Genomic DNA, 25,020 nt, shown 5'->3' with positions numbered 1-25,020 from the left:
TTTATTAAGGCAGCCAAAATAAGCGCACCGGCATTTTAGTTGCGCCAGAAAATCGGCATCAGCAGCACGAGAACGGTGAGGATTTCAAGACGTCCAAGCAGCATCAGGACAGACAGGAGATAGAGCGCCGGATCACTGATCGTGGAGAAATTGCCGACAGGCCCGATGATCGGGCCGATGCCAGGGCCGACATTGGCAAGTGCGGTCGCAACGCCCGAGGTCGCAGTCAGGAAATCGTAACCCATCAGGCTCATGGCAAGGCTGCCGGCGATCCAGAGCGCGATGAAACAGCTGACGAAAAGGAAGATCGTCCGGATCGTGTCGGGATCGACCACCTGCTGCCCGTAACGGACCGAATAAACCGCGTTCGGATAGATCAGCTTTTTGAGGCCCGCCCGAACGACATTGAACATGATCAGAAAACGATAGGCCTTGATACCACCCGCCGTCGAGCCGGAGCAGCCGCCCATGAAGGTTGCGAAAAATGCAACGACGACAACGAACGGACCCCACAGCGTGTAGTCGTCGCTCGCAAAGCCACCGGTCGAGAGGATTGATGTCATGTTGAAGAAGGAGTGGCTGAGCGCAGTATCCAGCGGCACGCCGTTTCTAAGGTGGTGATAAACGCCGACAGCGATGGAAATCGCGCAGAGATAGCCAAGGAAGACGGCTATCTGCGGGTCGCGCAGCGTCTCCAGCCTGCGGCGCACCGCAAGCAGGATCATCACCGAGAAGGGCAGGCTGCCGAAGATCAGGAAGATGGTGGCAATCCAAAGCAGCGCCGTGTTGTTGAAATAGGCAAACGAGGCGTCGTGGGTGGAAAAACCGCCGGTCGCAACCGTCGACATGGCATGGTTGAGGGCATCGAAATGCGACATGCCGGCAAAATCGAAAGCCACCGTGCAGGCGATGGTCATGATGATGTAGATCGCCACGAAAGCGCGGGTGAAGCTTGCCAGCCGCGCGAAGGGCCGGTCATTGCCGGTGTCGGATGATTCCATGCGGAAGAAGGTCATGCCGCCAACGCGCAAGAGCGGCAGGATGAAGAGGCCAAGCGCGACAATACCGATGCCGCCGAGCCAACAGAGCAACGACCGCCACAGAAGAATGCCCTGCGGCGCATTATCGAGGCCGGATATCGCGGTCGATCCCGTCGTCGTGATGGCCGAGACCGATTCGAAAAGGGCCTGACCGGGCGTCAGGTCAAGCTCGGACAGATAGAGCGGAACCGCTCCGACAATGGAAAATACAAGCCAGAGCACGTTGACGAGCAGGAAGCCGAAACGTTTGTTGAAGGACGCGATCGGTGCGCGCGTGGCCAGCGCACAGGCAAGTGCAAAGCCGCCGCACATGAAGCCTGAAAGCGCAAACACCGTCCAGTCGTCATTGCCGTAATAAAGGTCCGTCAGCGCGGGCAGGAACATGGCCGTCGCGAGATAGAGCCCGAAGATGGACGCCACATATATGACCGAGCGCAGAAGATTGCTGTTCAAGAAATGAAACCCAGGGTTCGTGGCAGCGTGAAATGAGTCTTTGTCTCTGACGCCTTCCTATGGCATAGCGGGTGCCATTATGAATTTCAATGGATTGACAATCGTGGACAAGCAGCTTGTGGAGGCAGCGCGGCGGGAAGTGCGGGAGATATTCCCGGAAACGCCGTTGCAGTTGAATGAACATCTCAGCCGTCGGTATGGCGCGTCGATTTGGCTGAAGCGTGAGGATCTGTCTCCGGTTCGTTCCTACAAGATTAGAGGCGCATTCAACTTTCTCCGCAAGGCTGTTGCGAAGGCTGGCAAGGACAAGGTTTTCGTCTGTGCTTCGGCCGGCAACCATGCGCAGGGCTTTGCTTTCGCCTGCCGCCATTTCGGCGTTCACGGTGTTGTTTTCATGCCGGTGACCACGCCGCAGCAGAAGATCGACAAGACCCGTATCTTCGGTGGTGAATTCATCAGCATCCGTCTGGTGGGCGATATTTTCGACCAATGTTACGCCGCCGCGCGCAAATACGTCGAAGACAATGACGCCTACATGGTGCCGCCCTTCGACCATCAGGATATCATCGAAGGCCAGGCGACGGTTGCTGCCGAAATCATGGACCAGCTTCCCGAAGGCACCAAACCGGATATGGTTGTCATGCCGGTTGGCGGCGGCGGGCTTTCGGCAGGCCTTACCGGCTTTCTGGCGGGCACCGTTGAAAAGGGCAACTTCGTGTTCTGCGAGCCGGAAGGCGCGCCGAGCCTGAAAAGGAGCCTCGAGCGCGGCGAAGCGGTAACGCTCCCCAAGGTCGACAATTTCGTCGACGGCGCCGCCGTTGCCCGCATCGGCGATCTCAACTTCCAGGCGCTGAAGGATTTTCCGGCCGAGCAGGTTTTGCTCATCCCCGAAAACGCCATCTGCGTGACCATCATCGAGATGCTGAACCTCGAAGGCGTGGTGCTGGAGCCAGCGGGTGCGCTGTCCATTGCCGCGCTGGAGAAGCTCGGCCGCGAGAAACTGGAAGGCAAGACGGTTATCGTCGTCGTCTCCGGCGGCAATTTCGATTTCGAGCGCCTGCCTGACGTCAAGGAACGCGCCATGCGTTACACCGGCGTGAAGAAATACTTCATTCTGCGCCTGCCGCAGCGCCCCGGCGCGCTGCGCGATTTCCTCAATCTGCTTGGCCCGGACGACGATATCGCCCGTTTCGAGTATCTGAAGAAATCGGCCCGCAATTTCGGTTCGATCCTGATCGGCATCGAAACCAACGCTCAGGAAAACTTCGCAGGGCTTCTTGAACGTTTCGAGGCTGCGGGCCTCGGCTATGAGGATATTACCGAAAACGAGATCCTGTCGAACCTGATCATCTGATCGGGATAAGAGCGACGGGAAGGGCGGAGCATATCCGCCCTTCGAAATGCGAGACAGATTAAGGGAGTGAAAGCCATGGCATCGTTTTTTTCCAAAATCCTTTCGGCCTTCGGCTCCGGCCAGTCCGCGGATGCGCCGCAGAAGGCAGCGCAGTCGGAACCGCATGTGCATGGAGACTATCTGATCTATGCGACGCCGCTGAAGGAAGGCGGCCAGTTCCGTTTGGCGGGCCGCATCGAGAAAAAGGACGGCGAGGAAACGTTCGTGCATGAATTCGTGCGCGCCGATGTCTTCACCAGCATGGACGATGCGGTTGAGTTCACCATCCGTAAGGCAAAGCTGATCATCGACCAGAACGGTGCATCGCTTTTCCCAGGAAAATGATGGCGGTTTCTTCTGCTGGACATTAAGATTCCGTTGGTTGCTTCGGCCTATCGTCTTCAGAGGGCATGAAGTCGCGCCGATGAACCGGCGCGATGTGGATCGATAGGGCGTATGCCGATGCAATGGGCAAATCTGGCCCTCTTCGTGGCGGAAGCCATCGTCTATTTTTCGGTAATGACGGCATTCCTTCATTACCGGCATATTCTCGGCATCGGTGTTTTTCTCACCGCGCTGGGCGTCATGCATTTCCTGGAAACCTACCTGGCGGCGGTCTTTTACGTCGAGCTGCCATTTGGCGTGGTATCACCCGGCTCCTCGATCCTTTTTGCCGGCAAACTGATGATGATCCTCATGCTCTATATGCGCGAGGATGCGGCAGTCGTCCGCCAGCCGATCTACGGCCTGTTTCTCGGCAATATACTCACCATCATCATGGTGCAGATCATCCGCTTCCATCCGACGGTGGCAATTGTCCCCGGACAGTCGGTAGATACCGGATTTCTGGATGAGATGGGCGTGCTGATGGTCTGGGGAACCAGCCTGCTTTATATCGACGCCATCGCCATCATCCTGTTTTACGAAAAGCTGGGACGCTATTTGCAGCGCCATATTGTCCTGCGCTTTGCAATCTGTGGCGTGGTGATTTTGAGCCTGGATCAGGCAGGCTTTTACGCGGCGTTGCGATATATGCTGAACGCGCCGGTCGATGTCTTTTACGATGGCTGGAAAGCGAAGATGGTGGCCGTTGCCATCTATGCTCTGCTCTTTGCCATTTATCTGAAGTTGACGGCGGCGAAAGGCCGCTTCCTGACGCGCCGCAGCGTTGCCGATGTCTTCAACGACCTCACCTTCAGGGAACGCTACGAGGAGCTTTTGTCCCGGTCTGGCCGCGACATGCTGACCGGTGTGTCTGACCGCGCCCGCATGGAACTCGATGCGCCGTCCGTCGTCGTGGAATGTCTGGAAAAGAAACGTCCCGTCAGCGTGCTGATCGTCGATATCGATCACTTCAAGACCGTCAACGATACCTTTGGGCATTTGCAGGGCGATGAGATGTTGCGGGAATTCGCCGCCGTTCTGAAACGCATCGTGCAACCGCACGGCCATCTCTACCGGTTCGGCGGCGAGGAGTTCGTGGCCCTGTTGCCGACGATGACCCATGAGGGGGCACTTGCCTTTTCAGCAGGTCTGCGGACGGCGATATTGAAGGATCTGCAACGGCCAGACGGTTCGCCGCTGACTGTCAGCATCGGCGTCGCCACGGCTTTCGAGGACGGGCAGCTTTTCCGCGCGCTGCTATCGGAAGCCGATGCGCGGCTCTATGCGGCAAAAAATAACGGCCGCGATCAGGTGCACGGCCGTTACGGAATGTGGGTCGGCTGATACCGGCAATCGAGCCGGCATCACCACGTGTCAAACGGCGCCTCAGGCGGCCTGCGCCAGTTCGGCAACCTTTGCTTCGGCTGCCGCAACGGCCTTTTCAACGGCTTCCGGTCCAAATGCCAGACCTTCGACATAGATCACTTCAACATCCGTCATGCCAATGAAGCCAAGAACAGTCTTGAGGTAAGGAACGGCGTGGTTCATCGACACAGCCGGGCCTTCGGAATAAACGCCGGCGGCGGCCAGCACGATGTAGACCTTCTTGCCGGTGGCAAGACCAACCGGGCCGGTTTCGGTGTACTTGAAGGTCTGGCCAGCGCGGGCGACGTTGTCGATCCACGACTTCAGGCCGGAATAGATATTGAAGTTGATGAGGCCGGTGCCGATGACGACAGTGTCGGCGGCCATAAGCTCTGCAACCAGCTTGTCGGAATAATCGGCTGCAACCGCTTCTTCAGCCGTGCGCTGGTCTGGAGCCTTGCGGATCGCAGCGGTCTTGACGGTGTCGAGATGCGGAATGGGGTCGGCAGCAAGATCGCGGTGGACAAGGGTGTTGGAAGCCGACTTGGCCTTCAGCTTGTTTGCGAGTTCGCCGGAAAACTTGTTGGAAACCGACTCGTCGCCACGCGGGCTGGAGGTGATGAGCAGAATGTTGGACATGGTCTTTCCTTGCATAAGCGATGAATTGACGGGCGCCTTGGGAGGGCGGGAGAGCACGATGCCCTTCCTTTGCCCCCTATATGACCAATTGATGCCATCAAGAAAACTGTGATAATGTGGAAGCGACCTATCGATGAAATGGATGGAACATGGACGCGAACCCGACGCTCGACCAATTGCAGGTGTTTTTGACGGTTGCCGAAACCGGAAGTTTCTCTGCCGCGTCACGGGCGCTCAATCGCGCCCAGTCCGTTGTCAGCTACACCATCGCCAATCTCGAGGCGCAGCTTGAAGTCAGCCTGTTCGAGCGCAATGGCGTACGCCAGCCTCGATTGACGGACGAGGGTCGCGCCATGCTGGAAGATGCAAGGCGCATCGTGGCCGGTCTGCAGGAAATGCGTGCGCGCGCCAAGGGTTTGAAGCAGGGGCTGGAGGCCGAGCTTTCTGTCGCCATCAGCACCATGGTGCCGGCGGAAGCCGTCGTTGCGGTGCTTCGCGATTTTCGCAAGGAATTCCCCACCGTTACCCTCAGCCTCAATGTGGGTGAGTTGGGCATGGTGATGGATATGGTGCTCTCCCGCAAGGCTGGCATTGGCATCGGCGGGGCGCTGTTGCGCCAGGATGACGAACTCGTCGTCGAAAAGGTCGGCCATTCCTTCATGCTGCCGGTCGTCGCCGCCGATCATCCACTGGCACAGATCCAGAGGCCGCTGGTTCTGGGCGATGTCCGCGAGGAGGTCCAACTCGTCGTCACCGATGCGTCGGGGCTGACCAAGGGGCGTGATTTCAACGTGCTGTCCTACAAGACATGGCGGGTCAGCGACATCGCCACGAAATACCAGCTCATCAAGGGCGGTCTCGGCTGGGGCGGTCTGCCCGCATCGATCGTGCGCAACGACCTGACCAATGGCAGCCTGAAGGCACTTGATCTTGAAGCTTATGAGCAGGGCGAATATCCAATCTTTGCGCTGCGCCGGGTGGATTCACCCGCCGGTCCCGCTGGCCAGTGGCTTGCCACGGCCTTTCAGCAGCGTCTGTCGGCATGCCCGAACCAGAAGGATTTCAACAGGATAATTGCCGGAGGCAAACAGCGGACTATTTCTGTCGCCGCCGAGTGATATGGGTTGACTGAGTGACCAATTGACGAAGGTGAATGGCCTGCCTTATACAGGAAACACGGTCAGCAGTTCACCGAGGCATCGCCGTCCCGCAAGGGAAGCTAAACCTGCATTTTGAAAGATTGACAGCACTTATCCCGTGCCTAGTCGGAAGCCGGCGATCAGCGACACCTCTTCGGAATGGCACTCGAGGGTAAGTCATGCCACGTTCGATCTTTTCCATTGATATCGCCGACCTCTCCACATTTGCCAAATCGCTACGCGAACAAATCGGCAGGCTGGACCGCCAGCCAAGCCATGTGGAGATGCTCAATCTCCTAAGCCGGGCTGCCGGGTTTCGCAACTTTCAGCATCTGCGCGCCGCGCGCACGCCACCCGTAGCAAGTGGCTCGCCGCCACCGCAGAGAGGACCGGAGACAATGCCTGTCAATGAGGGCAGGGTGCTGAAGACCGCGCGGACTTTCGATGCTGCCGGTAGATTGGTGCAGTGGCCGGCCCGCCGCTCCCAGCAGGAACTGTGCCTCTGGTATCTTTGGGCAAGAATACCAGCCGGTCGCAGTTTCTCAGAGCGCGAATTCAGCAGCTTTCTCGATGGTCTGCATCTGTTTGGAGATGCCGCGATGCTGCGGCGTGACATGGCGGGTCTCCGGCTCATCCGCCGTAACCGCGATGGCAGCGACTATCAACGCATCGAGCAGAAGCCACCGCCGGAACTGCCACTGCTGTTGCGTATCGTGAGTGACCGCAATTGAGTAAATGCCCTCCCGGCCGATGAAACGCCGGGAGGGCTGCAAGCTCTAGAGAACGAGGCGGAACTTTGCGAAACCTTCGGCGCCGTCGCCGGCATCCTCGATTTTTGCGCCCTTGATGTCAGCCGCGTAATTGCGACCCTTCGGGCCAGTCTCAAAGATGGCGGTCGTATTGGCAACTGGGGCGAAGGACCAGTTCGCATCCGCCGACGGGTTAATGGTGCCCTGATCGATGATATAGCGCACGATCACGTCACGGTTGGTGTCGGGCGCCACGAAGATCACCTTGTCGGCGGCGATATCGGGGAATTTTCCGCCGCCGCTTGCTCGGTAATTGTTGGTCGCCACCACAAATTTCTGCTCGGGGTCGATCGGCTTGCCGTCGAATTGCAGATTGACGATGCGGTTGCTGTCGGGATTGACGGCCTTGCCGTCCTTGTCGAACTTTGCCGGTTTGGAAATGTCGATCTGGTAGGTGACACCGTCGATGACGTCGAAATTATAGGACGGGAAATCCGCGTTTAGGAGCGGCGCATCCTTTGCGCCGGCCTCGACCGTGTTGAACATGCCGGCGGACATTTCCAGCCAGTTCTTCACCTGCGCACCGTTGATCAGCACCGCCTGCACCGTGTTGGGGTAGAGGTAGAGATCGGCGACGTTCTTGATGGCGATGTCACCGGCAGGGACATCGGTGTAATAATCCGCACCACCGCGACCGCCAGACTTGAAGGGCGCTGCTGCCGAAAGCACGGGCAGATCCTTATATTGCCCTTCCTTCAGCATGTCCTTGATGTACCACGTCTGGGCATTGGAGACGATCTGCACGGACGGGTCGTCGGCCACCAGCGCGAAGTAGGAATAGAGTGGCGCCGACGTCTTGCCGACCGGGCGACGCACATAGGCGAGCGCCGCTTCGTGATCTGCCTTGGCGGCTGCTATGACCTCCGGTTTGTCCGTGACATCTGCAACGACCTTGCGATTGTCGTCGCGGTGGTAGATCGGCCGGGCCTCGGAGGTGAAATCGACGATCTTCCAGCTTTTGCCGTCCTTTTCGAGCAGAAGGTCAATGAGGCCCATATGCGAGCCCCAGAAACCGGCCATCACGGCCGGCTTGCCCATCAGCGTACCCTTGACCGCATCCGCACCCTCGATGCCGTCCCATGTCTTCGGACCGGGGAAGACCAGATGCTGGTGACCAGTGAAGATGGCGTCAATGCCTTCCACGCCCGCCAGATAAAGCGAGGCGTTTTCCATGCGATCGGTCTGGCCCTTGCCATCGATGCCGGAATGGGAAAGCGCGATGACGATATCGGCACCTTCTTCCTTCATGACCGGAACCCAGGCTTTAGCCGCCTCGACGATATCGCGCGTCTGGGCCTTGCCCTCCAGATTCTTGGAATCCCACATCATGATCTGCGGCGGCACGAAACCGATGATACCGACCTTGACCGGGCTGGTTACGCCTGCACCATCGCGGATCTGTTTCTCAAGGATGACGTAAGGCTTGAAGAACAGCTCATCCTGCTTGGGATCGGAAGCCAGCTGACCCTTGGTGAGGTTGGCGCAGACATAAGGGAAACCGGCGCCCGCCAGCGTATTGGACATATAGTCGAGGCCGTAATTGAATTCGTGGTTGCCAAGCGTGCCACAATCATAGCCAAGGACATTCATGGCGTTGATGACGGGATGCTTGTCGCCGGCCTTCATGCCGCGCTCATAGGCGATGTAATCGCCGAGCGGATTGCCCTGCAGGAAGTCGCCATTATCCACCAGCATCGAGTTTCCGGCCTCGGCACGGATGGCGCCGATGATCGAAGCGGTGCGCGCCAGACCCATCGTGTCGTTCGGTTTGTCGGCGTAATAATCATAGGGAAAGACGTGAACGTGGATGTCAGTCGTTTCCATGATGCGCAGATGCGCCTGGTTGGCTGCGGCGCGCGCGGCGAAGGGATGCAACAGCACCAGAGCCGAAGAGGCGGCGATGCCACCCAGAAGCGAACGGCGAGTGATGGGGTGGAGAGCGAGAAGCGACGACATGGGAACTCCTTCGTATGAAGCTTGCTCTGTCAGGAAAACGACAAGGTAGAAGCAATCCCCGAGGAGTCCATCATCAAAATGACAAGCCCGTGACGGACGGGCCAGTTTTCAACCGTTTGATAAATTTTTTGTCACAAGGTGGCCGCGCGCGCATGGTGCGCTTCGGGAATGCGCTTTGTCCGGCCTGCGCATTCCCCTTGTCGGAAACGTCTGCTTAGCGGGCGAGAGTCGGTTTTACTTCTTCGTGGAAGAAGCGGAAATAAGACGACAGCTGTGCCAGCGTGTTGGTGGAAAGTTTGAGTTGCAGGCCGAGCCGGTTCATGTGCTGCCATTGCACGACACCCTCGATGAAACCCAGATCTTCACTCTGCACCTTCACCCGGCTTCCCTTGGCGGCAGCGAAAGGTCCGTCCAGTTCGAGCGCCATGCCGGTGGCGGACAGGTCCACCACGCGGCCTCGGGTCGACTGGCTGAAATAGTGCACGGTCGCGTAGATCCGGGTCTTGCTACGGGTCGCAGTGCGGGTCGCCATATTGAGGTTGTTTGTCATTTCGCTACTCAAATCAATTGTTTCCGATGCTTGCATCATGACGTAGAAAGTTTGAGAGCCGTTTAGCCGTTTGCTTAAAATTGCAAGTAATCGCGCGATTATGCTGTGTCGATACGGCACTGGTAGCAATTGTTGCGGGCGGAGCGCACATGCACATAAGCGACGTCTGCCCGCTCCAGAAGATGTGCTACGCGTGAAAGGATTTCGTCCGTCGCCGTCACCGCGCCGGTGCCGTAGACGATGCGGTCGTCAGTGCCATAACCGCGAACGATATAATCGGGGCTGTTGAGCATCGGGGGAAGGGCATCCGTCTGCGGATAGTGCTCACAGGCCTCAGCGTGAAGAAAGACTGGCCCCGTTTCCGCATAGGGCTGGAGCGAAGGGAAGGGCCGGTAGGCGAGGATCAGCATTCCTTCGCCTTCATTAATCTGGGAAAGGCAATGGCGGCACGGCATGCCGCCTGGAGAAACGGCCTTTTCCGGCGGGTTGCCATAGGCGTCGGCGGCTCCCGCCCGGAAAGCCTCAGCTTCCTTAGCCGGCATTGCTGTAAAGACGAGATCGGTCATGGCGAGGTCCTTCTGTTGGGATCGGCGTTGCTTCTTTGCAGCTATGATCCCGAAACAGACCTCTATCCACCCGATTCTTGACGGGTGATGCAACCAGCCCATTGCGTGACTCGTTAGCATCGGGAATCAGTGGCGCTCCTCGATCCCGGAAGGTCTGATTTTATGTTCCGTCGTTTTCTGGCCGCCGTTCCGCTGGCTTTCGTTTCTTTGACGGTTCCGATCGACACGCAGGCGCAGGTCGCCTCCGGTCTCGATGGCCTGTCCGACGATCAGCTCCAGCAGGCGGTCAATTTCGTCATCGGCAATGCGATCTTCTCGCTTTATCACGAGGGTGCACGCATGCTGATCTCGGATTTCGGCGCGCCGGAGACCGGCAGCGCGCAAGCACCTGCCGATCAGCTGGCGGGCACGCTCATCCTTCAGGCCAACGAGGAATGGCTTGATACCGCACTCGTCAATGCTACCGACAGCTGGTATCTGGCGCGCGAAACGGAGGCTTTGCCCCAGCACGACGCACCGGTGTTTTCGGCGCTTGTTCCCGACAGGAGCCGCGATCGCAACATGGCCTGCCTGATGGTCGGCCGCGACAAGGACGGCTATGGCGATCTCGCCACCATGATGGGGCTTGCCAATGATGAATTTGCCAAATGTGGCGCCGCCTATCCGCGTATCGCATCGGCATGGGAAGATTTTCTGACGCCCCACCGCGCGCAGACACCATCCAGATTTACCGTGAGCTACGTGCCGCCGCGCGATCCGGAGCTGGAACCTTACGCCATCATGGTCAAGGAATCGAAGGTTCTCGATCTTATCAGCCGCAGTTTCGGCGTTTACGGCTTGAAAGGCGAGGTCAAGTTGACGGCGAAGTCCTGCGGGCGTCCCGATGTCTACTGGTCGGCCGAAAAACGTGAGATCACCTATTGCTACGAGCTGGGTAAATTCCAGGCGGAGCTGATTGCCGATCATCTCCTCAACAGCGTTACCGAAGACAAAGGTTCCGCCGGCGGGCATACCCCGACGGCCGTTACTCTGGAAAGAGAAATCTGAGGCCAGTTACCGGATGCACGGCAACCTGTCCTCTTGAAACGGGAGGATATTGCCATGCCGAAGGTTGTCGTTCGAAATTTCGCCATTTCGATTGACGGATACGGTGCTGGGCCGGATCAAAGTCTTCAGAACCCGCTGGGTGTGAATGGCGAAATGCTGCATCAATGGGCGTTCAAGACCCGCACCTTTCACCGCATGTTCGGCAAGCAAGGCGGCTCGACCGGCACGGACGAGCAGTTTTCCGAGAAGAGTTTCGAAAATATCGGCGCCTGGATCTTGGGCCGCAACATGTTCGGCCCTATCCGCGGTGCTTGGCGGGATGAACACTGGAAGGGCTGGTGGGGGGAAGAGCCGCCTTATCACGTGCCGGTTTTCGTGCTGACGCACCATGCGCGCGCCTCCTTTGCGATGAAGGGCGGCACCGTGTTTCATTTCGTCAACACGGGCATCAAGGCCGCCCTTGACATGGCGTTGGAGGCGGCAAACGGCAGGGATGTCCGGATCGGCGGCGGCGTTTCGACCATTCGGCAATATATGGCCGGAAGCATGATCGACGAACTGCATCTGGCGCTGGCCCCGGTCTTTCTCGGCAAGGGCGAAAACCTCTTCCAGGGGCTGGATTTGCCTGCGCTTGGTTATCGCTGCACCGGGACCTCGGCGGGTGAGGGCGCGACCCATTTGATTATCGATAAAGCCTGAGTCGCAAACTACACAATGGTTTCATGTGCGGTTGCCTCCCACTCCCTCATTCCTGTGACAAGCAAAGGAATGAGGGAGGAGTAGTCGGATGTGCTCTACAGTCGGGGAATAGCGCGGGCCATCCCCGACGTGACGAACTCAGTTGCGCAACGAGATTTCCAGAAGCTCGGTATCGGACAGCGGCTCTACCCAGGCCTCATAGGTACCAACAGGCGAAAATCCCATCATCTGGTAGAGTTGCAGCGCGCGGGGATGGTCAAGCGTGTTGGTGGTCACCGTCACGCGCTTGGGATTGTCCTGCCAGGCGGCGTAGAGCGCCTGCAACAGGAACCACTTGCCGACGCCAGCACCGATTGCCTCTTCGAGAAGCCCGAAATAGGAAAGCTCGGTTACCTCGTCGCTTGCCTTGTTCAGCTCGAAGAAACCGGCGGGTGCACCGTTCATATAAAGGACGGTAACGCTGTTCTTCGGGTCCTTGAGGACGGCGGACAGTTCCGCATCGCTCATGCGCATGCGTTTCTGCCAGTGCCAACGTTTTCCCACCCGCCAGTACATGTAACGGTAGAAGTGCAGGGGAATATCGGTGACCCGCATCAGTGCCGTCTGGATGTTGACGGGGATAGCAAGGCTGACCTTCGGCGGCGCCGTCATTTCAAGCTGCGTCACATGCGCCTTCAACGGCCCATGTGACACCACGGGAAGAGGTTCGGCAGGGCCGGTGACAACAGGCGTGTCTTCCAGTCCACCCCATTCCGACCACGAACCGTCATAGAGCGAATTATCCTGGTGGCCGAGCGATTCCAGCGCCAGCGTAATGACGGCGGCGGTAACGCCCGAGCCGCAGCTCGTCACCACCGGCTTGCCAAGATCGATACCGGCATCCGCCACCATCTTGCGGATGGCGGTGAGGTCCTTGAAGTGGCCGTTCTCGGAAAATGCGGTGGCGGGCAGGCTGCGAGCACCAGGCATATGGCCTGAACGCATGCCGGCACGCGGCTCGGCCTCGTCGCCGGTGAAACGTCCCGCGCCGCGGGCATCGGCAATCTGCTTTTCGCCACTGTCAACGATGCCGCGCATGGTCGATAGCGAGGTCACGCGCTTTTCGTTGAAATCGGGTGTGAAGGTGGCAGGCTCGATTTCCGGCGTGCCGGTTTCTAGCGGCCGGCCTTCGCGCTTCCAGCCGTCAAGACCGCCATCCAGCACGTAGGCCTTGCGGACGCCCATCACCCGCAGCATCCACCACACGCGCGGTGCGGAAAAGAAACCGGGGCCGTCATAGACCACGATGGTATCGGTGTCGCTGAGGCCAAGCTCTCCCGCCTGTTCCGCAAAGAACTCTGGCGAGGGCAGGGAATGCGGCAATCCGGTTGCATGATCGGCGATCTTGTCCTGATCGAAGAACACGGCACCGGGCAGGTGACCCGCCGCAAATTCTTCCGCACCGTTGCGTTTATGCGCCGGCAGATACCACGAGGCATCAACGAGACGAAACCCGGCCGTGCCGAGCTGCTTTTCTACCCAGTCCGCCGAAACGACGAAACGGCTCTTATCCGTGCTCACGATGTCTCTCCTGATTTCAGGCAGCAGCTTCAGGCGTGCCGAAACGAATGCGGAACCGCCTGTTCTCCTTGCCCTTCTTTTCTATCTTGGCAATGTGAATATCGCCCACTTCCTGCGTTTCGGAAACATGGGTGCCGCCGCAGGGCTGGCTGTCGATGGTAGAATTTTCGCCGATGCAGACAAGGCTGACCCGGCCAAGGCCGATTGGCGGGCGCACATTCTTGGATTTGACGATGCCCGGATTGGCCTGAAGTTCTTCGTCGGTAATCCATTGCAGGAAAACGGGATGGTTGGCTTTCACCAGTTCCATCAGCTTTGCCGTCACTTCGTCTTTGTCGATGGTTTCCGACATGTCGAAATCGACGCGCGATTCGTCTTCGCCGACGGCAGCACCGGTGATTGGCCACTGGCAGACGACTGATAGCAGATGGCAGGCCGTGTGCATGCGCATCAGCTTGTAACGGCGCGGCCAGTCTACGTGCAGGGTCAGTTTTTCACCGACCTCGGGGGAAGGCTGACCTTCCAGCGGCACATGGATGATAACGCTCTTGTCGGCGCCATTTTTGGTAATGCCGAGTTCTATGCGCGAACCATCGGCCCGCTCGAGAAAGCCGCTGTCGCCCGGCTGGCCGCCGGACGTGGCGTAAAGGCAGGTCTGGTCGAGCTCGATGCCGCCATCCTCATGCACCGCCGTGACGATCGCTTCTGCGGTGGAAAGATAAAAATCGTCACGGAACAGGGCATTCACAGGCATTTCGGCATGTCCTCAAACGGTTTCGTACGGAACCGCAATCTCGCTTTTCGTTGCCAGCCACTGCGGAACCGGAAGCCCCTTGGAGCGCAGGAAATCCGGATTGAACAGCTTCGACTGATAACGATTACCGTAGTCGCAAAGTATCGTCACGATTGTATGCCCCGGACCAAGCTCGCGGGCAAGGCGGATTGCGCCGGCAATGTTGATGCCGGAGGAGCCACCGAGGCAAAGACCCTCTTTCGTGACCAGATCGAACAGCACCGGCAGGGCTTCCGCATCCGAAATACGATAGGAGAAATCCGGCGCGAAGCCTTCCAGATTGGCGGTGATGCGCCCCTGTCCGATGCCCTCGGTGATAGAGGAGCCTTCCGACTTCAGGACGCCATGCTTGTAAAATTCGTAGAGGGCGGCCCCCTCAGGGTCGGCAAGGCCGATCTTTATATCGGGATTGAAATCGCGCAGGCCGTCAGCTACGCCCGCAAGCGTTCCGCCGGAACCGACGGAGCAAATGAAACCATCGACCTTGCCGTCCGTCTGGTCCCATATTTCCGGTGCCGTTGTCTCAATATGGGCCTGACGGTTGGCGATATTGTCGAACTGGTTGGCCCAGATCGCGCCGTTTTCATCCGTCGCGGCCAGCTGTTTTGCCAGGCGGCCGGAAACCTTCACGTAATTGTTCGGGTTGGAATAGGGTGCCGCCGGAACCTCGACCAGCTTTGCGCCGAGAAGCTTCAGCGCATCCTTCTTTTCCTGGCTTTGCGTCTCGGGAATGACGATGACAGTCTTGTAGCCAAGCGCATTGGCCACCAGCGACAGGCCGATGCCGGTATTGCCTGCCGTGCCTTCCACGATGGTGCCGCCCGGCCGCAGCTGTCCGCGCCGTTCCGCATCGCGGATGATGTAAAGCGCGGCGCGATCCTTCACCGATTGGCCGGGATTGAGAAACTCCGCCTTGCCGAGGATTTCACACCCCGTCGCTTCAGAGGCAGCTTTCAGACGGATAAGCGGCGTGTTGCCGATAGCACTGAGCGCAGAGGGATGAATGGTCATGATTGAGCCTTCTTGTCTGAGCGGAAATTAGGTGCCGTTATGTCCCGTTACAACCGCCTCAAGGCAAGAAATTATCTTCCCGCCTCAGGCTTCGCCACGCAAAATTTTGCCGATACCCAATTTTATGCGTTGTTCTTCACTGCGGCATAGGCTGCAAGTGCTCTTTCCCGTGCCTTCCCATGGTCAACGATCGGCAGGGGATAGGTCTTGCCGAGCTCGATACCCGCCTTTTTAAGCACCTCTTTCGGTGCTTCAAACGGCTTGTGGATGTATTTTCGCTCAAGCTTTTCAAGCTCCGGCACGAAGCGGCGCACGTAGTCTCCCTCGGCATCGAATTTCTCCCCCTGCAATATGGGGTTGAAAATGCGGAAGAACGGCGAGGCGTCCGCGCCCGAACCCGCCACCCACTGCCAGTTGGCGGCGTTGGAGGCCGGATCGGCATCAACAAGCGTATCGCGAAACCACTTCTCTCCTTTGCGCCAGTCGATAAGTAGATGTTTGATGAGGAAGGATGCCACGATCATGCGCACCCGGTTGTGCATGGTGCCATGTTTCCACAATTGCCGCATGCCGGCATCCACGATCGGATAACCCGTCATGCCACGCGTCCAGGCGTTGAAGGATGTGTCATCGTCCCGCCAGCCGAAGGCGTCGAAACTGTCGTTCCAGTTTTTCTCGTCCAGCTCGGGAAAGTGGAACAGCAGATGGTAGCAGAATTCCCGCCAGACGAGTTCCTTGCGGAAACGGCTGATATCGTTGGACGCGATATGGCGTGATAGCCCCTTCGTCGCATGCCACACGGCGGCGGGCGATATTTCGCCGAGCGCCAGATGCGGCGCAAGAAGCGACGTGGCGTCCTTCGCCGGAAAATCGCGGCCTTCCTCATAACCCTTCAAGGCACCATCGATGAAATCATCGAGTTTTTCCCGCGCGGCATTTTCACCGGGTGTCCATATCTCGCTGAAACCCCTGGCCCAGTCCGGTTTGACCGGCAGAAGCTTCCAATCATCGAGTTTCTCCGATTTTGGCCATGTCTCAGGTGCCTTCAGGCTCTGCGGTGCATCCGCCGGCGTATGTGGCTCCTCGCCGCCCTCCAGAGCCCGCCAGAAGGGCGTATAGACCCGGTAGGGGCCGCCGGATTTGGTCTGCACCCGGGATGGTTCATGCAGGAGGTGTCCGGCAAAGCTGCGAACTGTCAGGCCGTCGTCCCCAAGCGCCTCTTTTAGTGTCTTGTCCGTTGCCATGCCGGTCGGCTCATAACGACGGTTCCAGAGGACTGCATCCGCGCCGGTCTCGGCTATAAGCCGGCGCAGCGTCTCCTCTGCGTTGCCGCTCCTGAGAAGTAGACGGCTGCCGCATTTTTCCAGCGCCGCGGAAAGAGAGGCAAGCGAATGGTGAACCCACCATTCCTGCGCGCCGCCCAGCGGGCCGCTGGATGTCTCACGGATATAGAGCGGTATGACGGGGCCGCCATGCTCCACCGCTGCGAGAAGGGCGAGATTGTCCGCAAGGCGCAAGTCCTTGCGGAACCAGACGATAACAGGAGAGGATTTTGTTGGCATGAAGGGATCCGGTTCACTTCCGCTTGAACGAGTGTTGAAACGCTTTGTTCCTCAAATCGCGTAGAATGGAAAGCTGGAGGCACATGGTTTTTCGAGGGCTATTTTTTCGACCTTGAAACCGAAAGTGAAGGGAACCAACTGGAGGAGCCAGCGTTTTTCGCTGGTTAATAGAGCATGGAAGTACAATCAATGTTGCTGAAAGACGTTAAGTGGGAAAAGCCTGTTACCATATCCTTGGAAAACGGTGCTCCCCGGATTTTCAACGGCGTTTACGAGGCCTTCGATTTTCTCCAGCACGAATGGCCACAACGCGGTGACAAGGCGCATGAGCAGGCCCTGCGTCTGTGCCGCGCCTCGCTGATGGGGGACGTGGCGGGAGAGATTGCGCGCGCCGCCTTCGTTACCGCGAGCCGCCAGGCGCAATGCCTCTTGGAGGCCGGAAACAAGGTGGAAGATCAGGGTAAACTTGCATCCTGACAGCGTTCCGGGATTAAGATGTGAAAGGCCACCCGTAAAGCCGGGTGGCCTTGTTTTATCCGCCGCCAGAAACGGGTTGTGTCGAACGCAGGATATGGCATCGTGCGCGTGCAAAGCGGATGAATACGGCAATGACCAACCACTACGGCTATATTGTTTTCCCGACAGCTCTCGGCCATTGCGGCCTCGCATGGGCAGAGCGCGGTATCGCCCGTCTGCAATTGCCCAGCGCAGATGCCGGTGAAACCGAAAAACTAATCCAGAAACGCCTGCCGTCATCTTCCGTTGCTGTACCCGACACACGCGCCCGTGAGGCGATTGCGATGGTTAGCCGCTATTTCGATGGTGAAGAGATTGATTTTACGCCCGTGGAACTCGATCTTTCCGGGCAGGAGCGGTTCTTTCTAGATGTCTATGAGGTGGCACGGCATATCGGCTGGGGCCGCACGACGACCTATGGCGGTATCGTAAAAACGCTGGGCCTCTCCATGGAAAAGGCCCGCGACGTCGGGCAGGCCATGGCGAAAAATCCCGTGCCGCTGATCATTCCCTGCCACCGTGTTCTGGCGGCTGGCGGCCGGCTGGGTGGCTTTTCCGCGCCGGGCGGAACGAACACCAAATTACGCATGCTGGATCTCGAAAATGCCGGCCGCAGCCGCGCTGACGATGCACAGGGCAGCCTGTTTTAAAGCAATGACAGATCAGTCCGCATGAATATCCGTCTGATTTCTGCCCTTTTCTCGTCAAATTGTCGCTAAATTGTCACAATACACGGACGCCCTCTAACATAAGGGCGAGACGTTTGAGAGTATCCGCGTTAATTCTATCCGCTGCCTTGGCTTTTACAGTCGTGGCACCCGCGTCGGCTGGCATGCTGAACCAAGCTGAAAAATACACCGGACTGCATGAATCCAAAAACAACAAGAGCCTGAAGAATATTCTTGGGGCAAATCCCCGCAGCACACCGTGGTGTGGCCTGTTCCTTCATGCCGTTGCCAGCAAGGCCGGGCGCGCATCGCCCAAATCCTACGGATTTGCAAAATCCTGGACGTCATTCGGTTATGCCGTTCCCGTCGCCGCCGCCAAACCGGGCGATGTTGTCGTCATTCGCAACGGCCGCGGTTATCACGCCGGAATATTGAAGAGCATGAGCGGCAAGACAGCGCAAATTCTCGGCGGCAATCAGTCCGGCCGGGTGCAGGTGTCGAACTTCAACCGCAAGGCCATCGTTTCCGTGCGTCGCTGAAGACCGGACCAACTTACTACGATCCTTATAAAGGCGGGCTGTGGCCCGCCTTATGCGTTTTAAGGCCCCTATGGCTGTTCCCTTGTGCCGGGTGCCGCATCGCGCTGGTCATCGTCCTCAAGGTCTGTGGCGACGATGAAGGCATCCTCGTGTTGCCGCGCTGCCTGCCGGCGTGCGCGCAGGCTTATCGATTCATCGGGGTAAATCTCACTTTCTTTCGATTTGAGTTCGCTGTCGGTTTCAAAACGCGGCAAATCTTCGTCTTCGATATCGAGAGGTTCGTTTTTCTTCTGTTTCGGATCGCTCATGGATGGTCCTCCTGCGGGTTCCTGCCGGACAAACGATCCTGCAGTGAGTAGGGTTCCCTTTTTTCAGGGAAATGCGCATGCGCAATCTCCGGACGCGGAACAATTTCCGGCCATTTCTGTTTTTCAATTGGCGCAGTCAAAGCCGATGCGACGCAAAGAGGAGGACGTTATGAACCATGATCGCGAAGCAGCAATCCGCGAAAAAGCCCGCGCAATATGGGAGAGGGAAGGCAGGCCGGAGGGACATCACGAACGCCACTGGATGGAGGCGGAACTGGAGGTCTCGGCAAGCACAGAAACCGGAAAGACCAATGGCAAAAATGGCGCGAAGAAACCCGCTGCCGCCAAGTCCTTGGTCCAGAAGAAGGTGACTGCGGATAAGGCTTCGGCAAAAAATGCCAAATCACCAGCGGTAAAATCTCTTCAGAAAGAGCAAAAAGCTGAGACCAGCCGAAAAGACGACGACCTGACCGAAAGCCTGGAGGAAAGTTTCCCGGCAAGCGATCCGCCGGCACTCACCAACGCATCCACTTCGACGAAGCGTGTGGCGAAGAAGACCTGAGGTCAATAGCGCCCAGCTACGCGCCTATGCCAAGATCGATATAGAGCGAATGCTGCGGCATCTCGCTCATCATGCCATATTTTGGAAAAAATGGCTCCCCGGGCCGGTGGCAAAAGCTGCGGTATATTGCATCTGAATCTGATCGCGCAGTGCAGAGGTATAGCCGTTTGAAGAAAACTTTGCCTGATCTAGGGCCGAGGGATTACTATAGATAGCGGCGTTGGCGTTTGTGGTTGCGGTATCGGTAGCGTTGGCACCGTCGATGAGCAGGCACAGTGCAGCAGAAGCCTCCCAGCGATCAAACCAATGGGACCGAGAGCGACAGCAAGGCCGCCAGTAACCAGAGTACCTGTGCGGACAGCAGCAATAAACGCGCTCTAGCCAGTAGAAGTATTCGGCATCGCGATCATATGATTGAAAATACATGTTGCTCTTTCTCGATTGAGGTCTCAAGCATTTATGCCCTGTTGAGGTGAGCAGGAGTAAGTAGTCTAATCGATAAAGAAACGTATTTTGTTTTTGTCTATAATTAAAATCTCCAATACTTTAGGAGAATTGATTATGGAAAGATAGAAACTGATCTATATCGAGGACCACTTGAAGGTTTCGCTGTTTTTGGCGGAGCAAGCGAATATTGGCCTTCTAATATAATTGTTGAATATGATCCTTATGGACGTACAAAACCGGTTAGCCGGCAGGATAAAAAAACTAGTCCGCACATTACCCCCAACCAATGGCCAAGGCATTCAACCCGCCTGCCGAGAGGTGGGCGGGTTTTTATTTGCTTGTGAGGATAGTGAGCAGAAAGCGCCAAGTCGATGGTTCGCCCTTCGATCTGCAGCACCTGGCGGCGTGCATTTAGTTGCCCTACTGGACGTCTTTCCCCGTCCTGTAAATGACCTGCCCGTTGACGACGGCTCGCTCGTACCCTCTGCCACCGCCTTGATCGATCCATTCTCTGCTGTTTCCGGAAGGATCTCTTTGCGGTTCCCTCTCTGGTCGAACATAATCATGGCGGTCACGGTCACGACGCACATAGTCGCGACGATTGTAATTGCGCCGGTCATAGTCGCGGTAGTATCGTTCACGCTCATTGGAACGATACTGAACGCTCGACGCGTAGTAACCGCCCGATTGATATCCGCTGTCATCCACGCATCCAGAGAGGATACCGACGGACAACATACCAATTGCTACGCTTAATAGTCTCATGATTTCGACTCCCGATGAGTGATTTAACGTCGACAAAGCGTCGCAGTTCCATGGACAATGACGCTTGCGATCTTAACCAGGGGTGAATGCTCAATTGTGGCTCGCGACGGTCGAGGACATTTCTAGTACGCACGACGATTGTAGGACGAGTTGCCTCGGTAGCGATGGTGGCAAGCGGCGCTCCAGCTCCACGATATCGATCTGGGAGACGTCGCCGGCCGGCGTGTAGGTGAAGCCGTGCGGCTCATCCACATCAAGACCGCGCGCCACATTCTCAAGCGCTATTACCAGAAGCATGGCAACGCGCGCGCCAGTGTTAGTTTCTTGCAGCAAGCCACCGGCCTAACAAGGGGCAGCGTCGCAAGCGCAACAGAGGATCTTGTAGCGTGGGGCTATTTCACCCGCGTGATGGGTTCTGGCAAACGGCCCTCCGAATACCACCCGAATTTTAGCGTCCTACAGTCGCCGGACACTACTAGTGTCCTACCGTCACAGGACGATACAAAATCAAGCGTCCTACAGCCACAGGACGAAATCGTCCTAGGGTCACAGGACGCTAAATCGGGTAGCGTCCTACAGCCGCAGGAGCAAACTCATTTACTTGTCTCGGCTAGCTGATTTGGCGACATTCCGGTCCGCCCGGCCTCTTTGTGATGTGTGTAGAGCTTCCACACGTCACTTATGTGTGGTCTAGGTTCGGGGGCGGTTCCAAGGACGCCGTCGGCAATGGTCCGCGATATGTCGAAATTCTGCTCGGCAATTTTGAAACGGCGCTCCAGTTCGGCAATGTCAATCTGGGAAACTTCGCCCACCGGCTTGTATGTGAAGCCCATTGACTGTGCAGCTCGCACAGCCGCATCATATTCCTCGACTGCACCAACGGCGCTTTTGCCCTCAAGTAGGGCACGCCAGAAAGCTTCCGAGGCCTTGTGAACAGACTCGGCTCGTTCAAGCGCGTCTTTATGATTTTTCGTCTTCAGGCTTTTCTTCACATGCGCGCGTTTGTCGAGGTGAGAAACCTCCGTAGGGACGCGCCGGTAATACCGATAGATGCCACTCGATGGATCTCTCAGCACATATTTTGAAACATCTTCTGACTTCATTCGTTTACCCGCCTGCAGACGGAAATGTAGCCAAAAAGTATCCGAAATAGCAAGAATGGGAGTAGGCGCTGGCGCCCATGAAAGCAGCGGTCAATTGTAAGCAATTGTTTTTGCATGGTTGTTTTGCGGTATGTTACTTTTCTCCTCTAGAGAAAAATGGCTCCCCGGGCCGGAGATTTTTGCATAGCTTTTCCGCCCATAGCGCAAACCTATGTGACGGAAAGCTGTTTATTTTCATGTGTATACTTGACCATAACGCCCACAACACGGAATATTAGCGCGTACCCCAATAGCGGGGAAATTGTGGGGAAAGATAATGGGGAGCCATACTCGCAACGTCCTGACAGTTAAGGCGATCACGGCAAGTAAGGCTGCGAAGCTACGTGATGGTGGTGGTCTGTATCTAATCTCAAAAGGAACTGGTCGCTATTGGATTTTCAATTACACATTTGCTGGCCTACGTCGCGAGATGGGTCTTGGACCATTGCACACTGTCGGGCTAGCCGACGCAAGAGGCAAGGCTGAGGCAGCCCGCAAGCTGGTTCGTTCAGGTGTAGATCCACTCGCAGCCAAACGAGAAGCCGAGGAACAATCACCTAAGGCGACGACGTTCGGAGCTTATGCTGACGCATTCATCGATTCAGCTGTGAAGGCAGGTCGCTGGCGAGGCGCCAAGACCGAGGCACGGTGGCGCAACCTTCTAACCAACCACGCGAAGCCTATCCGCGCTAAAACGCTTCCCAGCATCCGCGTTCGTGATGTCGTACAGGTGCTTGAACCGATATGGGGTGATAAGCAGGAGACAGCCGAAAAGCTTCGTGAGGCGATTGAGCGGGTACTGGACTCGGCGAAGGTTGAGGGTCACAGGTCTGGCGATAACCCCGCGGCATGGAAGGGCGCACTGGAGCACGTACTTCACAAGCCGAACGAGCTTTCAAATCGCAATCATCATGCCGCCATGCCGCATGCCGACGCGTCTGCATTCTGGAAGAAGCTGGCTCAGGTGAGGGGTGTCGGCGCCCGAGCTCTGGAGTTTACAATTCTTACGGCAGCGCGATCTGGGGAGACTCGCGGAGCGGTATGGGATGAGTTCGACCTCGCTGCGAAGATCTGGACTGTGCCCGCCGTGCGAATGAAGGGTGGCAAGCTGCATCGCGTGCCTCTTTCAGAAAAAGCCGTTACGCTTCTCAAGGCGATGAAAGCCCAAGCTGTGAACGATCTCGTCTTTCCTGGTGTTCGAGACAAGCGGCCGCTTTCAGACATGTCTCTCACCAAAGCTCTTAAGGCGGCGGGAGCAGGGGCGTTCACCGTTCACGGGTTTAGATCCTCATTCCGAGACTGGGCAACTGAGATCGCGCACGCGCCCCGAGAGATCGCGGAAGCGTGCCTTGCGCACGCAGTCGGTGATGCGGTGGAGCGGTCTTATGCGAGATCGGATGCTCTTGAGCGACGACGCGCATTGATGGGGCAGTGGGCAGATTATCTTTACAAATCTTCGGCTATCGCTTCCCCTACGAACCCGACCGTAATCTGACTGAATTCCACTGTCCGACGGAGATCTGTGGCACCAGGAGCTGTGGGGCCGAACTCAAACGTGTTGGCTCTACCTACCTTCACCAGAGTTATGGTCGCCCGAGGTTCTGGGCCAAACATTTTCACGCGCAGAGACAGGTGCCCCGGCGCATCCTCGTGCGAGCTAAATGATATTCGGTCCTTTGGGACCGATTCCAACATGTTGGCTAACGCTTCTCCGAATGTGGAGCCCAACGCATCTTTAGCTATATGCGCTGTTTCCGCGACGCGGTTAGGCGGAAGGCCGCGGTAAGCTTTAACTATGCTTACCGCGTCTTTTGGATTGGCATCCCACGCTGTAGCGATGATCATGTTCGCAGCGTCCTGATACGTCATGGGCGTGCTTCCTCGCCCTCGAAGAGCCCTGGTGCGAAACCCTGCCTCCGCGAGATAGCGGTCGATGACGGTCACCGTCTCAACCGGCGCACCCATAGTTTCAGCCACGAGTTCGATTAATTGTTTTTGCGATACCATCCGATGTCTCCTTCACATCGTACTGGCATATTTAATTAATGCGCACAATACCGTATTGACTTTTTTGTCAATAATGCGCATATTACATTAATAGATGTTTTTAACCGAGAAGGAGGAACCGTGAAGCACCAAAATGATAATACCCCCGCGCTCATTTCCCTAAATGATGCGTGCAAAATGACATCGATGTCGCGGACAATGCTCAATCGATATCGCTCCGAGGGACGCTTCCCTGTCGCCGTAGAACTTGGGGATCGCCGCGTGGCGTTCGTTCGCAGTGAAGTCACCGCGTGGGTACAGGACAAAATTGATTCCCGCGCGAGGGCTACGGCATGATCTACGACATCGCTGCGATTCCGACGCGCTACAACAGCGTTCAATTCCGCTCACGTCTTGAGGCTAGGTGGGCAGCTTTTTTCGACCTGGCTGGCTGGAAGTGGGACTACGAACCGTTCGACTTGGAAGGGTGGACGCCAGATTTTCTCATCAAGGGTAAGGTGCCTGCTCTGGTGGAAGTAAAGCCGCTCTATTTCGCTGGATTTGAAACGCTATCGATCAATCAGGCGAAGGTCGCAGCTGGAAAAGCATTCCGCACGGCCTCAAACCGCAGAATGTTTCCGCAATTCGAAGTAATGGTACTTGGTGCCGGACCATTCGTCAGCGAAGGAACCTGGGCTCTGGGCGTGATGGCGTTGGAACACCAGCTTTCTGGCGCTGACATCGCAGAGCTTCACAACGGCTATGGTCCGTATGTCATGGATTACGCAGCAAGATGCGGCAGCTTCCAGTATCGCATTGGAGGGCAGCACGACGGCGATCATCACATTCGACCGGTCGGTGGCGATGGCCCTAGCGATCTATGGAGAGAGGCGGGAAACAAAGTTCAATGGCATCCCCATCGATTGCGGGAGGTGGCTGCGTGACAAGCCTTTCCATTCAAGCCATCGAGCCGGTCGAAAGGCCAGTTTCGTTCCCTGGTGCACCGCGGACCATCGCAAAATTTACGGTCGATCTCGATGGCGTGCGCCTTTTTGGCCTTTTGCTTCGCGAGCGCGCCGACGGCTCTCGAGTGACTGTCGCGCCTAACATTGGCGGCAAGC

The 25,020-nt window shown here is 57.2% G+C and carries 28 protein-coding genes; 14 read left to right on the top strand and 14 right to left on the bottom strand.

The window, feature by feature from the left end; genetic code table 11:
- Positions 1 to 35: 35 nt before the first annotated feature.
- Positions 36 to 1,493: a TrkH family potassium uptake protein gene (locus tag ACQZ45_RS03445; RefSeq protein WP_003512541.1), complete on the bottom strand. Its 1,458-nt coding sequence runs from the start codon at positions 1,491 to 1,493 to the stop codon at positions 36 to 38.
- Between the two features lie 79 nt (positions 1,494 to 1,572).
- On the opposite strand from ACQZ45_RS03445, the gene ilvA reads away from it, so the two are divergent.
- The 3 genes from ilvA (at position 1,573) to ACQZ45_RS03430 (ending at position 4,614) form a co-directional block, all read left to right on the top strand.
- The gene (gene ilvA / locus ACQZ45_RS03440; RefSeq protein WP_029658759.1) at positions 1,573 to 2,847 is read left to right on the top strand and encodes a threonine ammonia-lyase; all 1,275 of its coding nucleotides are present in this window, start codon (positions 1,573 to 1,575) and stop codon (positions 2,845 to 2,847) included.
- Positions 2,848 to 2,922: 75 nt separating this feature from the next.
- Positions 2,923 to 3,231: an HlyU family transcriptional regulator gene (locus ACQZ45_RS03435; RefSeq protein WP_003512543.1), complete on the top strand. Its 309-nt coding sequence runs from the start codon at positions 2,923 to 2,925 to the stop codon at positions 3,229 to 3,231.
- A gap of 117 nt (positions 3,232 to 3,348) precedes the next feature.
- Positions 3,349 to 4,614, top strand: coding sequence for a GGDEF domain-containing protein (locus ACQZ45_RS03430; RefSeq protein WP_035251754.1), 1,266 nt, complete (start codon positions 3,349 to 3,351; stop codon positions 4,612 to 4,614).
- 42 nt (positions 4,615 to 4,656) lie between these two features.
- Here the strand turns inward: ACQZ45_RS03430 and ACQZ45_RS03425 are convergent, their stop codons facing one another.
- Entirely contained in the window at positions 4,657 to 5,274 is a 618-nt protein-coding gene (locus ACQZ45_RS03425) for an FMN-dependent NADH-azoreductase (protein ID WP_113291471.1), read from the bottom strand.
- 149 nt (positions 5,275 to 5,423) lie between these two features.
- Here ACQZ45_RS03425 and ACQZ45_RS03420 point away from each other — a divergent pair, with 149 nt between their 5' ends.
- Positions 5,424 to 6,392, top strand: coding sequence for a LysR family transcriptional regulator (locus ACQZ45_RS03420; protein WP_003512546.1), 969 nt, complete (start codon positions 5,424 to 5,426; stop codon positions 6,390 to 6,392).
- Between the two features lie 200 nt (positions 6,393 to 6,592).
- Positions 6,593 to 7,144, top strand: a complete 552-nt coding sequence (locus ACQZ45_RS03415; protein ID WP_003512547.1) for a DUF2087 domain-containing protein — start codon at positions 6,593 to 6,595, stop codon at positions 7,142 to 7,144.
- A 45-nt stretch (positions 7,145 to 7,189) separates the two neighbouring features.
- Here the strand turns inward: ACQZ45_RS03415 and ACQZ45_RS03410 are convergent, their stop codons facing one another.
- The 3 genes from ACQZ45_RS03410 to ACQZ45_RS03400 all read right to left on the bottom strand — a co-directional run bounded on the left by ACQZ45_RS03410 (position 7,190) and on the right by ACQZ45_RS03400 (position 10,294).
- Entirely contained in the window at positions 7,190 to 9,178 is a 1,989-nt protein-coding gene (locus ACQZ45_RS03410) for a bifunctional 2',3'-cyclic-nucleotide 2'-phosphodiesterase/3'-nucleotidase (protein WP_003512549.1), read from the bottom strand.
- Between the two features lie 214 nt (positions 9,179 to 9,392).
- A complete protein-coding gene (locus ACQZ45_RS03405) occupies positions 9,393 to 9,728 on the bottom strand; it encodes a PilZ domain-containing protein (RefSeq protein WP_003512551.1) in 336 nt (111 codons plus the stop codon).
- A 98-nt stretch (positions 9,729 to 9,826) separates the two neighbouring features.
- The gene (locus tag ACQZ45_RS03400; RefSeq protein ID WP_003512553.1) at positions 9,827 to 10,294 is read right to left on the bottom strand and encodes a DUF1203 domain-containing protein; all 468 of its coding nucleotides are present in this window, start codon (positions 10,292 to 10,294) and stop codon (positions 9,827 to 9,829) included.
- A 162-nt stretch (positions 10,295 to 10,456) separates the two neighbouring features.
- On the opposite strand from ACQZ45_RS03400, the gene ACQZ45_RS03395 reads away from it, so the two are divergent.
- Positions 10,457 to 11,341, top strand: coding sequence for a DUF4344 domain-containing metallopeptidase (locus tag ACQZ45_RS03395; RefSeq protein ID WP_003512554.1), 885 nt, complete (start codon positions 10,457 to 10,459; stop codon positions 11,339 to 11,341).
- A gap of 54 nt (positions 11,342 to 11,395) precedes the next feature.
- Positions 11,396 to 12,040, top strand: a complete 645-nt coding sequence (locus tag ACQZ45_RS03390) for a dihydrofolate reductase family protein (RefSeq protein WP_003512555.1) — start codon at positions 11,396 to 11,398, stop codon at positions 12,038 to 12,040.
- A 138-nt stretch (positions 12,041 to 12,178) separates the two neighbouring features.
- Here the strand turns inward: ACQZ45_RS03390 and sseA are convergent, their stop codons facing one another.
- The 4 genes from sseA to ACQZ45_RS03370 form a co-directional block, all read right to left on the bottom strand.
- Positions 12,179 to 13,600 carry a 3-mercaptopyruvate sulfurtransferase gene (gene sseA / locus ACQZ45_RS03385; RefSeq protein WP_025593211.1) on the bottom strand — a complete coding sequence of 474 codons (1,422 nt, stop codon included), beginning with the start codon at positions 13,598 to 13,600 and terminating at the stop codon, positions 12,179 to 12,181.
- 16 nt (positions 13,601 to 13,616) lie between these two features.
- Positions 13,617 to 14,354 (bottom strand): alanyl-tRNA editing protein, encoded by a 738-nt coding sequence (locus ACQZ45_RS03380; protein WP_113291472.1) that lies wholly within the window; start codon positions 14,352 to 14,354, stop codon positions 13,617 to 13,619.
- A gap of 12 nt (positions 14,355 to 14,366) precedes the next feature.
- Positions 14,367 to 15,404, bottom strand: coding sequence for a cysteine synthase A (locus ACQZ45_RS03375; protein WP_003512558.1), 1,038 nt, complete (start codon positions 15,402 to 15,404; stop codon positions 14,367 to 14,369).
- 122 nt (positions 15,405 to 15,526) lie between these two features.
- Positions 15,527 to 16,966, bottom strand: a complete 1,440-nt coding sequence (locus ACQZ45_RS03370) for a cryptochrome/photolyase family protein (RefSeq protein ID WP_003512560.1) — start codon at positions 16,964 to 16,966, stop codon at positions 15,527 to 15,529.
- Positions 16,967 to 17,155: 189 nt separating this feature from the next.
- Between ACQZ45_RS03370 and ACQZ45_RS03365 the strand changes: the two genes are divergently transcribed.
- The 3 genes from ACQZ45_RS03365 (at position 17,156) to ACQZ45_RS03355 (ending at position 18,689) form a co-directional block, all read left to right on the top strand.
- On the top strand, positions 17,156 to 17,443 hold the full coding sequence (locus tag ACQZ45_RS03365) for a DUF982 domain-containing protein (protein ID WP_003512562.1): 288 nt from the start codon (positions 17,156 to 17,158) through the stop codon (positions 17,441 to 17,443).
- A 131-nt stretch (positions 17,444 to 17,574) separates the two neighbouring features.
- Positions 17,575 to 18,132, top strand: coding sequence for a methylated-DNA--[protein]-cysteine S-methyltransferase (locus ACQZ45_RS03360; RefSeq protein ID WP_113291534.1), 558 nt, complete (start codon positions 17,575 to 17,577; stop codon positions 18,130 to 18,132).
- 113 nt (positions 18,133 to 18,245) lie between these two features.
- Positions 18,246 to 18,689, top strand: coding sequence for a TIGR02594 family protein (locus ACQZ45_RS03355; protein ID WP_025593218.1), 444 nt, complete (start codon positions 18,246 to 18,248; stop codon positions 18,687 to 18,689).
- Between the two features lie 68 nt (positions 18,690 to 18,757).
- Here the strand turns inward: ACQZ45_RS03355 and ACQZ45_RS03350 are convergent, their stop codons facing one another.
- On the bottom strand, positions 18,758 to 18,997 hold the full coding sequence (locus ACQZ45_RS03350) for a hypothetical protein (protein ID WP_003512568.1): 240 nt from the start codon (positions 18,995 to 18,997) through the stop codon (positions 18,758 to 18,760).
- Between the two features lie 169 nt (positions 18,998 to 19,166).
- Here ACQZ45_RS03350 and ACQZ45_RS03345 point away from each other — a divergent pair, with 169 nt between their 5' ends.
- On the top strand, positions 19,167 to 19,559 hold the full coding sequence (locus tag ACQZ45_RS03345) for a DUF2934 domain-containing protein (RefSeq protein ID WP_003512570.1): 393 nt from the start codon (positions 19,167 to 19,169) through the stop codon (positions 19,557 to 19,559).
- A gap of 69 nt (positions 19,560 to 19,628) precedes the next feature.
- Here ACQZ45_RS03345 and ACQZ45_RS03340 read toward each other — a convergent pair whose 3' ends face one another.
- From ACQZ45_RS03340 to ACQZ45_RS03330, 3 genes are all read right to left on the bottom strand, one after another.
- A complete protein-coding gene (locus ACQZ45_RS03340; RefSeq protein ID WP_162736168.1) occupies positions 19,629 to 19,985 on the bottom strand; it encodes a hypothetical protein in 357 nt (118 codons plus the stop codon).
- Positions 19,986 to 20,861: 876 nt separating this feature from the next.
- Positions 20,862 to 21,104 (bottom strand): hypothetical protein, encoded by a 243-nt coding sequence (locus ACQZ45_RS03335; protein WP_162736169.1) that lies wholly within the window; start codon positions 21,102 to 21,104, stop codon positions 20,862 to 20,864.
- Between the two features lie 260 nt (positions 21,105 to 21,364).
- Positions 21,365 to 21,874: a DUF6538 domain-containing protein gene (locus tag ACQZ45_RS03330; RefSeq protein WP_003512587.1), complete on the bottom strand. Its 510-nt coding sequence runs from the start codon at positions 21,872 to 21,874 to the stop codon at positions 21,365 to 21,367.
- Positions 21,875 to 22,190: 316 nt separating this feature from the next.
- On the opposite strand from ACQZ45_RS03330, the gene ACQZ45_RS03325 reads away from it, so the two are divergent.
- Positions 22,191 to 23,408 carry a tyrosine-type recombinase/integrase gene (locus ACQZ45_RS03325; RefSeq protein WP_448742179.1) on the top strand — a complete coding sequence of 406 codons (1,218 nt, stop codon included), beginning with the start codon at positions 22,191 to 22,193 and terminating at the stop codon, positions 23,406 to 23,408.
- Here ACQZ45_RS03325 and ACQZ45_RS03320 read toward each other — a convergent pair.
- On the bottom strand, positions 23,360 to 23,920 hold the full coding sequence (locus ACQZ45_RS03320) for a hypothetical protein (protein ID WP_448742178.1): 561 nt from the start codon (positions 23,918 to 23,920) through the stop codon (positions 23,360 to 23,362). The genes ACQZ45_RS03325 and ACQZ45_RS03320 overlap by 49 nt on opposite strands.
- Positions 23,921 to 24,040: 120 nt before the next feature.
- On the opposite strand from ACQZ45_RS03320, the gene ACQZ45_RS03315 reads away from it, so the two are divergent.
- Together ACQZ45_RS03315 and ACQZ45_RS03310 are read left to right on the top strand one after the other, a co-directional pair.
- Positions 24,041 to 24,256: a helix-turn-helix transcriptional regulator gene (locus tag ACQZ45_RS03315; RefSeq protein ID WP_448742177.1), complete on the top strand. Its 216-nt coding sequence runs from the start codon at positions 24,041 to 24,043 to the stop codon at positions 24,254 to 24,256.
- Entirely contained in the window at positions 24,253 to 24,843 is a 591-nt protein-coding gene (locus ACQZ45_RS03310) for a hypothetical protein (protein ID WP_448742176.1), read from the top strand. The genes ACQZ45_RS03315 and ACQZ45_RS03310 overlap by 4 nt, the downstream gene beginning before the upstream one ends.
- Positions 24,844 to 25,020 lie beyond the last annotated feature (177 nt).

This window comes from Agrobacterium sp. 16-2014-1-2a (assembly GCF_053522705.1).
The sequence above is the reverse complement of the archived record's forward strand: the minus strand, read 5'-3'. Positions and strand labels throughout refer to the sequence as shown.